This window comes from Acidovorax sp. CF316, assembly GCF_000276605.1.
GTDB lineage: Bacteria > Pseudomonadota > Gammaproteobacteria > Burkholderiales > Burkholderiaceae_C > Acidovorax.
Map to the genome: position 1 here is coordinate 1 of NZ_AKJX01000163.1, position 13671 is coordinate 13671.

15 protein-coding genes are annotated in these 13671 nt (G+C 69.6%); 10 read left to right on the plus strand and 5 right to left on the minus strand.

Annotation, left to right across the window (positions count from 1 at the left end):
• Positions 1–102: 102 nt before the first annotated feature.
• Positions 103–912, minus strand: a complete 810-nt coding sequence (locus tag PMI14_RS20380; RefSeq protein WP_007857245.1) for an N-acetyltransferase — start codon at positions 910–912, stop codon at positions 103–105.
• Positions 913–941: 29 nt separating this feature from the next.
• Positions 942–1799 carry a DMT family transporter gene (locus tag PMI14_RS20385; RefSeq protein ID WP_007857246.1) on the minus strand — a complete coding sequence of 286 codons (858 nt, stop codon included), beginning with the start codon at positions 1797–1799 and terminating at the stop codon, positions 942–944.
• A gap of 70 nt (positions 1800–1869) precedes the next feature.
• Here PMI14_RS20385 and PMI14_RS20390 point away from each other — a divergent pair, with 70 nt between their 5' ends.
• Complete coding sequence (locus PMI14_RS20390) at positions 1870–2784, plus strand: LysR family transcriptional regulator (protein ID WP_007857247.1); 915 nt, start codon at positions 1870–1872, stop codon at positions 2782–2784.
• On the opposite strand, the gene PMI14_RS20395 is transcribed toward PMI14_RS20390, so the two are convergent.
• Both PMI14_RS20395 and PMI14_RS20400 read right to left on the minus strand, forming a co-directional pair.
• The gene (locus PMI14_RS20395) at positions 2771–3316 is read right to left on the minus strand and encodes a GNAT family N-acetyltransferase (RefSeq protein WP_007857248.1); all 546 of its coding nucleotides are present in this window, start codon (positions 3314–3316) and stop codon (positions 2771–2773) included. The two genes, PMI14_RS20390 and PMI14_RS20395, sit on opposite strands and share 14 nt — an antisense overlap.
• Positions 3313–3909, minus strand: a complete 597-nt coding sequence (locus PMI14_RS20400; protein ID WP_007857249.1) for a helix-turn-helix domain-containing protein — start codon at positions 3907–3909, stop codon at positions 3313–3315. Before PMI14_RS20400 ends, PMI14_RS20395 begins: the two co-directional genes overlap by 4 nt.
• Positions 3910–4010: 101 nt before the next feature.
• Between PMI14_RS20400 and PMI14_RS20405 the strand changes: the two genes are divergently transcribed.
• From PMI14_RS20405 to PMI14_RS20445, 9 genes are all read left to right on the plus strand, one after another.
• Positions 4011–5105: a DUF6817 domain-containing protein gene (locus PMI14_RS20405; protein WP_007857250.1), complete on the plus strand. Its 1095-nt coding sequence runs from the start codon at positions 4011–4013 to the stop codon at positions 5103–5105.
• A gap of 116 nt (positions 5106–5221) precedes the next feature.
• Positions 5222–6019, plus strand: a complete 798-nt coding sequence (locus PMI14_RS20410) for a MetQ/NlpA family ABC transporter substrate-binding protein (protein WP_007857251.1) — start codon at positions 5222–5224, stop codon at positions 6017–6019.
• Between the two features lie 106 nt (positions 6020–6125).
• A complete protein-coding gene (locus PMI14_RS20415; RefSeq protein ID WP_007857252.1) occupies positions 6126–7067 on the plus strand; it encodes a CysB family HTH-type transcriptional regulator in 942 nt (313 codons plus the stop codon).
• Positions 7068–7188: 121 nt separating this feature from the next.
• A complete protein-coding gene (locus PMI14_RS20420; protein ID WP_007857253.1) occupies positions 7189–8223 on the plus strand; it encodes an AraC family transcriptional regulator in 1035 nt (344 codons plus the stop codon).
• 110 nt (positions 8224–8333) lie between these two features.
• Complete coding sequence (locus PMI14_RS20425) at positions 8334–8930, plus strand: carboxymuconolactone decarboxylase family protein (RefSeq protein WP_007857254.1); 597 nt, start codon at positions 8334–8336, stop codon at positions 8928–8930.
• Positions 8920–10035: a hypothetical protein gene (locus PMI14_RS20430; RefSeq protein ID WP_007857255.1), complete on the plus strand. Its 1116-nt coding sequence runs from the start codon at positions 8920–8922 to the stop codon at positions 10033–10035. Before PMI14_RS20425 ends, PMI14_RS20430 begins: the two co-directional genes overlap by 11 nt.
• Positions 10032–10856 carry an ABC transporter ATP-binding protein gene (locus tag PMI14_RS20435; RefSeq protein ID WP_007857256.1) on the plus strand — a complete coding sequence of 275 codons (825 nt, stop codon included), beginning with the start codon at positions 10032–10034 and terminating at the stop codon, positions 10854–10856. The genes PMI14_RS20430 and PMI14_RS20435 overlap by 4 nt, the downstream gene beginning before the upstream one ends.
• 33 nt (positions 10857–10889) lie before the next feature.
• Entirely contained in the window at positions 10890–12140 is a 1251-nt protein-coding gene (locus PMI14_RS20440) for an ABC transporter substrate-binding protein (RefSeq protein WP_007857257.1), read from the plus strand.
• A 5-nt stretch (positions 12141–12145) separates the two neighbouring features.
• Positions 12146–12901 carry an ABC transporter permease gene (locus PMI14_RS20445; protein WP_007857258.1) on the plus strand — a complete coding sequence of 252 codons (756 nt, stop codon included), beginning with the start codon at positions 12146–12148 and terminating at the stop codon, positions 12899–12901.
• A 1-nt stretch (position 12902) separates the two neighbouring features.
• On the opposite strand, the gene PMI14_RS20450 is transcribed toward PMI14_RS20445, so the two are convergent.
• Positions 12903–13598, minus strand: a complete 696-nt coding sequence (locus PMI14_RS20450; protein WP_007857260.1) for an NUDIX domain-containing protein — start codon at positions 13596–13598, stop codon at positions 12903–12905.
• Between the last annotated feature and the right edge of the window lie 73 nt (positions 13599–13671).

A 13671-nucleotide genomic window follows, 5' to 3' on the forward strand; every position in this document is an offset into this window, starting at 1 on the left:
TGGGGTACGTTTCTTTGGCGACGCAAAGAAAGGTACCTCGGCCGCCGGGCCGAGACCCGGCCTCCGCCCTCAGCAAAGCCAAACAGCAATGATCGCCACCCATCAAACCTTCAACGGCGGAATCCGATAGTGGTACTGATACACCTCCACAAACCCCAACCCCGCATACAACCGCTGAGCCACCTCATTGACCGCCCGCACCTGCAGATAGGCGGACACAGCACCCGCTTCACGCCCCCAGTGCAGCAACGCACACACCAACGCGCGTCCATGCCCCAGCCCGCGCAACTCCGGGTCGACCACGATGTCATAAAGCCCGATGGCCCCGCGCTCCAGCACCGCCAGGCCGAAGCCGATGGTCCGGCCCGAGCCGTCGCGCAGGCTCGCAAATGCACAGGGCAGGGCGATGGCATGCACCATGCCGTGGTGGATGGCATGGTATTGCGCACGCACCCCATTGGCCGCGGCAAAGCCATCGAGCCAGGTGGCCGAAGGCGTGGCGTTGATCTGCACGCCGGCATGGGCCTGAGCCGCGTCCAGCCCGGCGGATGCCATCACCAGCGAAGGGTCGAAATGCGTGTAGCCGGCGTCGGCGAGTCCCCGGTCGGCGTCGGGGTGCGCCAGGGGGGACATGCGGAACACGGGCGGCAGGCCGTGGCGTGCATACAGCGCCTCGGCCGCAGCGCGCACACCGGTGAACGACGCGCCGGCCTCGACGGCATTCACCGAATTGGCGCGCTTGGTGAAGCCACCCGACAGACGGAACACCCAGCCGCCATGCAGCACGCTCTGGCGTGCGGGCCAGGCGTTGAAGGCGCGCTCTTCGAGGGTGCGGACGAGGATGGGGTTCTCGGGGCTGGCGAGATCGCCGGGAGCAGGGGTGGCCAGGGGCAATGCGAAAGACATGGCCATTTATACCAACCGCCACCGACAGCCCTGTGTCACGCGCCCAGCCGGATGCCCGCGATGCCTGCGAACACCAGCACCGCCGCCACGATGCGGCCCGGCCCCACGCGCTCCCTGAGCAGCCACGCCGAGACCAGCGCCACCAACAGCACGCTGGTCTCGCGCAGGGCCGATACCTGGCCCATGGGCGCGCGGGCCAGGGCCCACACGGCGGTCCAGTAGGCGCCCATCTGCATGGTGCCCGCGGCAGCGCACAGCCACAGGGCACGGCGGTCCACCACGAAGGCGCGCCGCCCCTTCCACCCCAGCACGATGAGCGCCGTGGCAATGCCGTCGCCCAGCGTGATCAGCACCGCGAAACCGATGGCCGTGCCGGACTGCCGGGCGCCGAGCGCATCCACCACCGTGTAGGCCGCGATCAGCGCGCCGGTGAGCAAGGCGTAACCCACCGCTTTTCGACTGCTGCTGGTGCCACCGCCCTTGGGTGTCTTGAGCAGCGCCAGCGACAGCACCCCGGCGCACAGGCACAGCACGCCCACCAGGGCGCCAGGCCCGGGCCATTCGCCCGCGAACAGGGCGCCGCCGAGCATCACCATCACCGGCGCAGAGCCGCGCGCGATGGGGTACACCTGCCCCAGGTCGCCGTGGTTGTAGGCCAGCGGCAGCGCGAAGTGGTAGGCGGTGTGGATAGCAATCGACAAGCCCAGCAGCGCCCAGGCCGCGGCGCCGGGCAAGTCCACCCAAGGCAGGGCCAGCAGCGACAGCGCGCTGCCGAACAGCGTGGTGATGGCCATGGCGGTGATGCGGTCGCCGCCGATCTTGATGGCGCTGTTCCAGCCGGCATTGAGGGCGGCGGACAGCAGCACGATGAAAAAAACGTCGTTGGTAAGCATCCGGAGATGGTGTTGCGCGCCCAGACATCTGTAAAGTTGAATTCAATGACTGCTCGATTCAGGATTTCTGATGCGTAACCTCAACCTCGACCAGGTGCAGACCCTGGTGGCCATTGCCGACCTGGGCACCCTGGCGGCCGCGGCGCAGGCGCTGCACCTGGCGCCGCCCACGGTGAGCCTGCACATCAGCGAACTGGAGTCGCGCCTGGGGGCGCAGTTGGTGGTGCGCGGGCGCCGGCAGGCCGGCCTGACGCCTGCGGGCGAGGCCCTGGTGGCTGGCGGCCGTCGCCTCCTGGCCGGGGCCGACGAAGTGCTGGAGCAGGTGCGCCGCCGCGCCCAGGGCCTCGAAGGCCTGGTGCGGCTGGGCACCACGGCGGGCGTCAGCCCGCACCTGTTGCCGCGCCTGGTGGACACGCTGGCCCTCCAGAGCCCGGGGGTGGACGTGCGGCTCGATGTGCTCGGCTCTGCCGAGGCCATGGCGCGCCTGGCGGCGGGCACGCTGGACCTGGCCATCGTCGCCCTGCCGCAGGCCGCCACCGGCCAGGCACAGGTGCTGCACTGGCGCAGCGACCCCATGGTGGCTCTGCTGCCGCCGGGCTGGAAGGCGCCCCGGCGCATCACGGGCGAATGGCTGGCCGAGCACCCCTGGATGTCGTTCGGCCCGGCCACGCAGATGCACCGCTTGATCGCGGCCTGGTTCGCCCAGGCCGGGCTGCACGGGCGCCCGCGCATGGAGCTCAATCACCCGCTGGCGTTGCGCAGCCTGGTGGCCGCAGGGCAGGGCGCGGCCCTGCTGCCGCTGGAGCAGCCCGACGTACGGAGTGGCGATCCCGACAACGCCGGCCTGCAGGTGCGCCCGCTGCACCCGCCGCTACTGCGCGAACTGGGCCTGGCCTACCGCACCGACCAGGCGCACGGCGCAGCCACGCGCGCAGTGCTGGATGCGCTGCAGGGCCTGGCGGCGCGTGGCGTCAAAGCTGCTTGAAGAAAAAGGTGGTGCCGCAGAAGGCACCGTCGGGCATCAGTGCGTAGCGCGGCACCGCGCCCACGCGCTGCCAGCCAGCGCGCTCGTACAGGCGCTCGGCATCGCCGCCGGTCACCGTGTCCAGCACCAGCACGCTCTTGCCCTCGCTGCGCGCGGCATCGTCGAGCGCGGCCATCAGGCGCTGGGCCACGCCCCGGCGGCGCGCCTTGCGGTGCACCAGCATCTTGGCCACGTCGGCCCGGTGGGGCTGGTTGTCGGGCATGGCGGTGATGAGCTGCACGGTGCCCACGATGCCCTCTGCCGCATCCTCGGCCACCAGCAGCACGCGCTCGCCCTGCGCCACACCCTCGGCCACGCCGCGCCAGAAGGCCAGGGCCTTGTTCTGCGGCAGGGGCGCCATGAAGCTCACCGACGCGCCACCGTGCACGCAGTCGATCAGCACCTCGGCCAGGGCCTGGACGCTGGCTGCGGCTTCGTTGGCGCCCAGGCGGCGCACGGTGATGATAGGGGTGGTGTTGGCGGCGGCATTCATGGGTTTCTCCGGGTGGGGATGGGGGTGGAGGGCAGGGTGGCCAGCGCCACCAAGTAGCGCGCGTCCTGCCCCGTGGGGTTGTGGAACACGATGGGCTGGTTCAGGCGCATGGCCAGGCAGTCGCCGGCCTTGAGGTGCCAGGTGGTCTCGCCCACGGTGAGGTCCATGGCGCCTTCGACGAGCCAGACCTGCTGGTAGATGTCGGCGTCGTGCACGGCCGAGTCCAGCGCCACGCGCTGGCCCGCGGGGAAGACCACCTCCACCAACTGCAGCGGCGATGGCGCCGGGGGCGACAGCCGGCGGCGCACATAGCCCGAGGCCGGGTCCTGCCATACCGGCTGGTCGCCGGCGCGGATCACGGGGGAAGGCGGTTCCGCGCCCGGGATGCCATCATCGAAGAACGAGGCCAGCGCCACGCCCAGGCCGATGGCCAGTTTGTCGAGCACGGCTGCCGTGGGGCTGCTCTGGCCGCGCTCGATCAGCGAGATGTTGGAGCGGCTCACGCCGCTGCGCTCGGCCAGCGCTTCGAGGGAGTAGCCGCGCACGTCGCGCAGTTCGCGCAAACGCGTGGCAATGCGGGTGTGGATGTCCATGATTCCAGTTTAATGGATTTTTATTCCAGTATGCTGGATTGATGTGCAAACATGCCTTCGCGGCGATACTTGGGTACAAGACATACCTATAAGGAGACACCGTGACGACGACGCCGCTGCCACTGCAACCGCTCGATGCCGACCTGCTGGCCCGCGCCTTGCCCCTGCTCGACGAGGAATGGCTGGCCCGCGACGCCGACCTGGCCCCCGTGCTGCCCACCGTGCTGGCGCGCAATGTGGGGCAGGACTGGCACAAGGCCGGCACCTTCCGCCACCACCTGGTGGGTGTGGCACGCTCGCTGGCCATGTGGCAGCAGCCGCGCGACGTGCGCCTCCTGGGCCTCTTGCACAGCGTGTACGGCAATGCCTTCGTGGACCTGGTGAAGTTCGACCCCGCCAAGGAACGCGCCCGCGTGCGCGAGATAGCTGGCGATTCGGCCGAGCACCTGGTCTACCTGTTCTGCACCCAGTCGCGCACGCAGTTCGTGCAACGCGTGCTGGCCGGCGCATTCGAAGCCGACGGCAGCCTGGTGCTGGAGAAGGACGGCAAGCCCCACACGCTCACGCCCTACGAGGTGGCGGCCTTCATCATCGTGAGCATGGCCGACACCATCGAGCAGTGGTTCAGCTGGCAGGACGACATCTACTCGCGCTTTCCCACGGTGCAGCAGCGGCCGCAGGCCGTGCACTGGGCGGCCTCGCTGTGGCCGGGCCCCATGCGCCCCAGTGGCCGCATGGTCAGCCAGATCAATGCGCTGGGCCTGGCGCTGCAGCACCCGGGCCTCAAGGGCTTGCTGCCCATGCCGCCCGTGTTCAACGGCTGCACGGCCGAGCTGTCGGCCACCGACGAAGCGGCGGCCACCTCGCTGTACTGGTCAGTGATCCAGCAGGACCAGCCCCTGGCCGACCTTGACGTGGCCACCGCCGTGCTGGAGAGCGCCGTGCGCCACAACCCCTGGGTGGGCGAGCCGCAGATGGTGCTGGCCCAGCTGTACCTGTCTGCCGGCCGCAATGCGGACGCAGCCGCCGCAGCCTCCAGCGCGCTGCAGCAGTTCAGCGCCTGGGGCAACTCCTGGGACAAGCGCGTGCAGTGGGATGCCTGGGTGGCGTGGACACGCATCCTGCACCAGTCGGCCACCGAGGGCACCTGGCCCGAGCGGCTGGACAAGCTCAACAACGTGGCCTTGCGTGGTTGACGCTGCTTGCTTGACTTCTTTATATCAATTGAACCTAAGGTAATTAAAAGTTATTCTTTTGAGTTTTAAAGGGCAAACCCTATAGTGGAAACATCTCATAACGAAAGGTGTTTTCCGTGAATAAGCGCTCCCTCCTGCAGTCCGCTCTTGCCCTGGCCCTCGCCACTGGTTTTGCCACGGGCGCCATGGCGCAGGACAAGCCCCTGAAGATCGGCGTGACGGGCGGCCCCCACGCGCAGATCTTCGAAGTGGTCAAGAAGGTCGCCGAGAAGGACGGCCTGAAGATCCAGGTCGTCGAGTTCAGCGACTATGTGCAGCCCAACGCCGCCCTGGCCTCGGGCGACCTCGATGCCAACAGCTACCAGCACAAGCCCTACCTGGACAACCAGGTCAAGGACCGTGGCTACAAGATCGTGCCCGTGGGCTACACCGTCAACTTCCCGATCGGCCTGTACTCCAAGAAGGTCAAGAAGCTCGAAGACCTCAAGGAAGGCGCCAAGTTCGGCATCCCCAACGACCCGACCAACGGCGGCCGCGTGCTGCTGGTGCTGCAGGACAAGGGTCTGATCAAGCTGCGTGAAGGCTCCGACCTCAAGGCCACGCCGCTGGACGTGGTGAGCAACCCCAAGAAGATCAAGTTCGTGGAACTCGATGCCGCCCAACTGCCCCGTTCGCTCGACGACCTGGACGCCTCGGCCATCAACACCAACTTCGCGCTCTCCGCCGGCCTGAACCCAGGCAAGGATGCGATTGCGCAAGAGAACGCCAAGAGCCCCTATGTCAACCTGATCGCCGTGCGCGAAGCCGACAAGGACAAGCCCTGGGTGGCCAAGCTGGTGAAGGCCTACCACTCGGAGGAAGTGCGCAAGTTCATCCAGACCGAGTTCAAGGGATCGGTGCTGCCAGGCTTCTGATCCTGGTGCGCAAAGGGGCGGCCTGTGCCGCCTTTTTTCATTGGCGACCCCATCGCCGGGGTCGCCCGGTCCATCCGCCTGCCGATACGAACTACAGAGACACTCCATGAACTTCCAGCAACTGCGGTCCGTGCGCGAGACCGTGCGCAGCGGCTTCAACCTGACCGAAGTCGCCTCCATCCTCTACACCTCGCAGCCGGGAGTGAGCCGCCAGATCCGCGAGCTCGAGGAAGAGTTGGGCATCGAGATCTTCGTGCGCGCAGGCAAGCGCCTCACGGGCCTCACCCCGCCGGGCGAGGCCGTGCTGCCCATCGTGGAGCGCCTGCTGCACGACGCCGACAACCTGCGCCGCGCGGGGCAGGACTACAGCGCCAGCCATGAAGGGCGCCTGTCGATCGCGGCCACCCACTCGCAGGCGCGCTATGCGCTGCCGCAGGTGGTGCGCGACTTCCGCGCCATGTTCCCGCAGGTCTCGCTGCACCTGCACCAGGGCTCGCCCAAGCAGGTGGCCGAGATGCTGCTCAGCGGCGAGGCCGACATCGGCGTGGCCACCGAGGCGCTGGCGCACTACGACGCGCTGGTCACCCTGCCGTGCTACCGCTGGACGCACAGCATCGTCGTGCCACCCGACCACCCGCTGCTGGAATTGACCGAGCCGGTGACGCTGCAGCAGCTCACCGAGTACCCCATCATCACCTACGAGCTGGGCTACACCGGCCGGGCCCACATCGACGAGGCCTTTGCGCGCGAAGGCCTGCGCCCGGACGTGGTGCTCTCGGCCATGGATGCCGACGTGATCAAGACCTATGTGGAGCTGGGCATGGGCGTGGGCATCGTGGCCTCCATCGCGGTCGACCCCGAGCGCGACCGCCAGCTGCGCATGCTCGACGCGCGCCACCTGTTCGAGGTCAACGTCACCCGCCTGGCCGTGCGCAAGGGCACCTGGCTGCGCGGCTATGCCTACAGCTTTATCGAGACCTTTGCGCCCACGCTGCAGCGCGAGGCCGTGGAGAAGGCGGTGCGCGCCACGGGCACGCCGCTGGAGTAGGGCGGTGCTGCCGCCCACATGAAGTTGCGCATGCAGCGGGTGCGGGCCAAGGCCAGCTTTCTCATAAGTTCAGAATGATTCGTTCGTTGCCGCACGGGCCGCTGGGCGCCAGACTCAGCCCATGGCCACGGTTCAACGACAACAACAAGCATCCATCGGCGTGCACGCCCCGCAGAGCGGGGGCACGGGCGATGCCGACACCCTGCAGCTGGACCGGGTGGTGGGCTGGCTGCTCGACGGCCTGGACTGGGGCGCCCAGCTGTTCCATGTGGGGCAGTACTGCGGGCGCTGGAAGGCGTCCACCGCAGGGCATGCGCAGGCCAGCTTCCACCTGATCCTGGAGGGGCGCTGCTGGCTGCACATGCCGGGGCGCGAATCGGTGGCGCTGATGCCGCGCGACGGCGTGTTCCTGATGCGTGACGTGCCGCATTTCCTGTCGCCGTATTCCGACCCCGGCATCGACTGCCGGCCGGTGGCCATGCAGGCGCTGGCTGCGGGCCCGACCCTCGGGGCCACGGCGCTGGCCTGCGGCTTCTTCTCGTTCGAGGGGCCGTTGCGCACACTGGTGGCCGATGTGGTGCCCGAGTCGCTGGTGCTGCGCGGCTCGGACGCCTCCATGGCCGCCGCCGCTTCGCTGTTCGACCTGATGCTGCTGGAGGCGCGCCGTACCGGCACCGAGCCCTCGGCCGTGATGGACCGGCTCACCGGCCTGCTGTTCTTCTACGCTTTCCGGCACGTGGCGCAGAGCGACCCCGGCGCGCGCGGCCTGTGGCTGCTGCTGCGCCGGCCGGGCTTTGCCGGGCTGGTGGCCGACATGCTGCAGGCCCCAGCGCACCCCTGGTCGGTGGACGACATGGCGCGCCGCGTGCACCTCTCGCGGGCCGCGTTCTTTCGCCAGTTCGGCGAGGCCTGCGGGCGCTCGCCGCTGCAATTCCTGCTGCTGCTCCGGATGCAGGTGGCCGCGCGCCAGCTCGAGCAGGGCGAGTCCATCGGCCGCGCCGCCGAGGCGGTGGGCTACGAGTCGTATGCCGCGTTCTCGCGCGCCTTCAAGCGGGTGATCGGCGAGCAGCCGGGTGCCTGGCAGCGCGCGCGTTCGCGCGACCCGCGGGGTGCAGCCGCCACCGCCACAGCCGACGCCGTGCACGAACAGGCATAAAGCCGCGACCTTCGGTCATTGAGCGCGCGGCGCCGCACGGCAAGAATCCAGCCTCGACTCCCATCGCGTTCCGCCCCCCTTCACGCCACCCCTGCAAACACCCCGCTGCCATGCCCACCCGCCTCACATTGCACACCGAAGCCTCCGCCCCCGAGGGCAGCCGCCCCTTCGTGGCGCGGGCCCTGGCCAACAACGGTTTTCTGCCCAACCTCATCGGCATCCTGGCCAACTCGCCCGAGGCGCTGGAGACCTACCTCAGCGTCGCCAGGATCAATGCGCGCGGCACGCTCACGCTGGCCGAGCGCGAGGTGGTGCAGATCACCGCGGCGCGCATCCACGGCTGCGACTTCTGCGTGGCCGGGCACACGGCCGTGGCGCTCAAGCAGGCGGGGCTTGCGGTGGAGCAGGTGCAGGCCCTGCAGGCCGGCCAGGCCACCGGCGACGCCCGCCTCGATGCCGTGCGTGTTTTCGCCGAAGCCGTGATCGCCAAGCGCGGCGCGGTGCCCGACGCCGCGCTCGCCGCCTTCCTGGGCGCGGGCGGCTGCACGCAGCAGCAGGCGCTGGAAGTGGTGCTGGGCGTCAGCCTGGCCACCCTGTGCAACTTTGCCAACAGCCTGGCGCAAAGCCCCGTCAACCCCCAGCTGCAGCCCTACCTGCCTGGCAACCTGCAGGCCCCCAGCACACAGGTGGCACCCCATGCTGCATGAGGCACACAGCGCCTGGTTTGCCGACAACGCGCAGGCCCTGGACGAGGACAGCACCCTGGCAGCCGAAGTCGTGCCGCGCCTGGCCAGGGCCGGGGCGTTTGGGGCCGATGGCCAGGGCGGGCCGCTGTGGGACGCCGTCGAGTCGATTGCCAAGGTGGCTGGCCACTCGCTGACGGCGGCCTTCGCCTTCTGGGGCCACCGCGCGTTCATCGAGTACCTGCTGCAATCGCCCAATGCAGCACTGCGCAAGCGCTGGCTGCCGGCGCTCATCGCGGGTGAGCACGCGGGCGCTACCGGCCTGTCCAACGCCATGAAATACCTGGGCGGCATCGAGTCGCTGGGCATCCAGGCGACGGCCACGGCCGGTGGCTGGCTGCTCGACGGCAGCGTGCCCTGGTGCACCAACCTGCGGCCCGAGGGCTTCGTGGCGGCGGCGGTGGTGGCCCGCAGCGATGGGCCGCCGCTGGTCACGGCGCTGCCCTCGGGCCGGGCTGGTCTGGTGCGCAGCGCCGACCTGGACCTGATCGCCCTGCGCGGCAGCAACACGGCGTCGCTGGCCATCACGGCGGTGGAGGTCTCGCCCGACGACCTGCTGCACGACAATGCCAACGTCTTCCTGCCGCGCGTGCGCCCGGCCTTCCTGGGGCTGCAATGCGGGCTGTCCATCGGCCTGGCGCGCGCCGCGCTGGCCACGGCAGCCCAGGCGGCCGGCGGGGGCCGTGCCGGGCGCAGCGTGCTCGACGAGCCGCTGCAAACCCTGCGCGCGCGACTCGATGCCAGCGTGGCCGCGCTGCGCGAGGGCCTGGCCAGCGGGCGCTTTCTGGATCACCCGGCGCTGCTGTTCCAGCTGCGGCTGGACCTGGCCGACACTGTGCAGCAGGCGGTGCAGCTCGAGCTGCAGGCCAGCGGCGGGCGGGCCTACCACCGCGACCTGGCGCTGAGCTTCGCGCGCCACTGGCGCGAGGCGGCCTTCATCCCCATCGTCACGCCCAGCGTCACGCAGCTGCGCGGCGAGCTGGCGCGGCGGGCGCAGCAGCAGCAACAGGCCGATGCCGCAGCCACTCCTGCAACGCTGCCCCAGGCCTTTGCGGCCACTGCGGCGTGACCGGGACCACTGCCACCGCCGTGGACACGCCCGTGGTGCAGGCCCAGGGCCTGGGCTTTCGCTACGCGCAGGCCCTGGGCGAAGCGGTCTTTTCCGACGTGTCGCTGTCCGTGGGGCAGCGCGAAATCGTCTGCCTGCTGGGCGGCAGCGGCTGCGGCAAGTCGACCCTGCTGCGCGTGCTGGCCCGGCTGGAGGCGCCTGCGGACGCGGCTCACACCACCGGCGAGCTGCACTTCATGGGCGCGCCGCATCTGCGCCCGCACCCACGTGCGGCGCTGGTCTTCCAGCAGCCGGCCCTGCTGCCCTGGCTCAACGCAGAGCGCAACGTGGGCTTTGGCCTCGACTTCGCGCACCAGAGTGCCATCACCCGCAGCGCCCTGCGCCAGCGGGTGGACGAGGCGCTGGCCGCCGTGGGGCTGCAGGGCCAGGGTCGGCTGTTCCCGGCGCAGCTGTCGGGCGGCATGGCGCAGCGCGTGGCGCTGGCCCGGGCCCTGGTGCGCGAGCCGGTGCTGCTGCTGGCCGACGAACCTTTTTCCGCGCTGGACGCGATCACCCGGGCCGAGATGCAGCAACTGCTGGTGGACCTGGTGCACCGCTGGCAGACCGCCGCGCTGCTGGTCACGCACGACATCGACGAAGCCCTGCTGGTGGGCGACCGCATCGTGCTCATGGGCGCGCGGCCCGGCCGCATCGTGCGCGAGTGGCGGGTGGACATCGCCCGGCCGCGCAGGGCCGATTCGCCCGAGGCCGGCGCCCTGCGGCTGCAGATCCTGGGCGCGCTGCACGCTGCCCGGCAGGCCGACCCCACCCCCTCACCCTGAACGAACGAACCACCCTTGAAAGAGCCGATCACTATGACCGAGAGCACCACCGCGCGACCGCCCGCAGCCCCGCACATCTGTGCATCGAGCCACTGCGACTGCGGCCTGACGCGCCGCGACATGCTGCGCCTGGGCGCCCTGGCCACCAGCGGCATCGCCGCGCCGCTGCTGTTCGCCAACGATGCGCGCGCCCAGGCCTTCAAGGGCGACGACCAGCCTGTGAAGATCGGCTACCTGCCCATCACCGATGCCACGCCGCTGCTGGTGGCCCACGGCCGGGGCCTGTTCGAGAAGCAGGGCCTCAAGGCCGAGGCGCCCCGGCTCTTTCGCTCGTGGGCGCAGATCGTCGAGGCCTTCGTCTCGGGCCAGGTCAACGTCATCCACCTGCTCACGCCCGCCACGCTGTGGGTGCGCTACGGCTCCAAGTTCCCGGCCAAGATCGTGGCCTGGAACCACATCAACGGCTCCGCGCTCACGGTGCTGCCGGAGGTGAACAGCATCGCCGAGCTGGGCGGCAAGACGGTGGCGGTGCCGTTCTGGTACTCGGTGCACAACATCCTGCTGCAAGACGTGCTGCGCAAGGAAGGGCTCACGGCCGTGACGCGTGCGCGCGAAGCCGCCATAGGCCCCAAGGAGGTGAACCTGGTTGTGCTGGCCCCGGCGGAAATGGTCTCGGCCCTGGCCTCCAAGGCCATTGCCGGCTTCATCGTGGCCGAGCCTTTCAACGCCGCCGCCGAGCTGGCTGGCGTGGGCAAGATCCTGCGCTTCTCCGGTGATGTGTGGAAGGACCACGCCTGCTGCGTCACCTTCCTGGCCGAGCGCGACCTGGCCGAGCGGCCCGAGTGGTCGCAGCGCGTCACCAACGCCATCGTGCAAGGGCAGCTGTGGACGCGCGACAACCGGCTGGAGACCGCGTCGCTGCTGTCCAGCACAGGCGAGCGCCGCTACACGCCGCACCCGGCGCGCACGCTGGCCAAGGTGCTGGCCGCCACCGACTATGCCGACTACGAGGCCAAGGGCATCGTGCGCAACAAGGGCTGGCACCAGCGGCGCATCGACTTCCAGCCGTACCCCTACGCCTCGTACACCGAGCAGCTCGTGCGCTCCATCAAGGCCACCAAGGTCGAGGGCGACACCAGCTTCCTCGACAGGCTCGACCCGAAGTTCGTCGCGCAGGACCTGGTGGACACGCGCTTCGTGCGCAAGGCCATCGACAGCGTGGGTGGGCCCGGCGTGTTCGGCGTGCCGGCCGACTACACGCGACGCGAAACCCTGATCGCCTGAGCGCCGTGGAGGCCCGCCTGCGCAGGTTCGTGCTGCCCCAGGTCGGCATCGCGCTGGTCGCGGTGCTGTGGTGGGTGGGCAGCCTGCTGCTGACCCGGCGCACTCCCATCGCCGCCGCCTTCGCGCCGCTGCCCTCGCTGGAGGCGCTGTGGCACCTGGTGACCGGCCCCGACATCTGGCACCACGCATGGCTGAGCCTGAAGCGCGTGGCCGTGGGCCTGCTGCTGGCCGTGGCGGTGGGCGTGCCCCTGGGCATCCTCACCGGGGTGTGGCGGCTGTTCGCGCAGGCCACCACGCCGGTGTTCCAGTTCCTGCGCATGATCTCGCCGCTGTCGTGGATGCCCATCGCCGTCATGGTACTGGGTGTGGGCGATGCGCCGGTGTACTTCCTGCTCGCCTTCGCCGCCGTGTGGCCGATCTTGCTGAACACCTCGGCAGGCGTGGCCCAGCTCGACCCGCACTGGCTGCTGCTGGCCCGCAGCGTCTGCGCCACCCGGCGCGAAACGGTGCTGCGCGTCATCCTGCCCGGCATCACCGCGCACATCCTGACCGGCGTGCGCACTGCCATCGGCATCCTGTGGATCGTGCTCGTGCCTGCCGAAATGCTCGGCGTCTCCGCCGGCCTGGGCTATTTCATCCTGGACACGCGCGACCGCCTGGCGTACTCGGAGCTCATGGCCGCCATCGTGCTGATCGGCGCCCTTGGCTACCTGCTGGACCACTGCGCGCGCTGGCTGCATGCGCGGTGGCTGCACGCCTGATTCAGGAGTTGATGCCGCGCTGCACCACCGACAGCGCGCGCCGGTAGGCATCGCGCAGGCGGTAGAGCTGCGCCGGCCGGTGCGCTCCACCGGTCTCCTGCGCGCCCGCGATGGGTTCGAGCATGTCCAGCTCGTCGATCTTGCGCCGAAAGCTCACCTTGTTGATGGGTTCGCCCAGCACCGCCTCGTACACCGCCTGCAGGCGCGGCAAGGTGATGCGCTCGCCGCACAGGTAGACCGGCAGCGACGAGTACTGGCTCTTGGCGCGCACGCGCTCCACCGCCAGCGTGACGATCTCCCGGTGGTCGAAGGGCAGGGCTGGCAGTGCGGCCACCGGCGCCAGGGTGAGCCCCTCGCGGTCGGCGGGCAGCAGCTCTGCCGGCACCAGCGCGTAGTAGACGACGGAGACCGACCAGCCGCGCGGATCCCGGTCGGCGCCGGAGTAGGTGGCCAGTTGTTCGAGGTAGGGGCTCACGATGCCGGTCTTGTCGCGCAGCACGCGCGCCGCCGCATGCCAGGCTGTGTTGTCCTCCTGCGCGTGGATATAGCCGCCCGGCAGGGCCAGTGCGCCGGCAAAAGGCGGGTTCTTGCGTTCGAGCAGCACGACGTGCAGGGCATCGTCCTGGAGCGCCATGAGCACCACGTCCACGGTGCAGATGACGGGCGGGAACAAGGTTTCTGCAGGGGTCTTGGGCATGGCGTTCTCCGTGGCGGTGGCTTGACTTAGTATTTTAATGAAACTATCATAAGTTTACCAATTAAACTAAGTC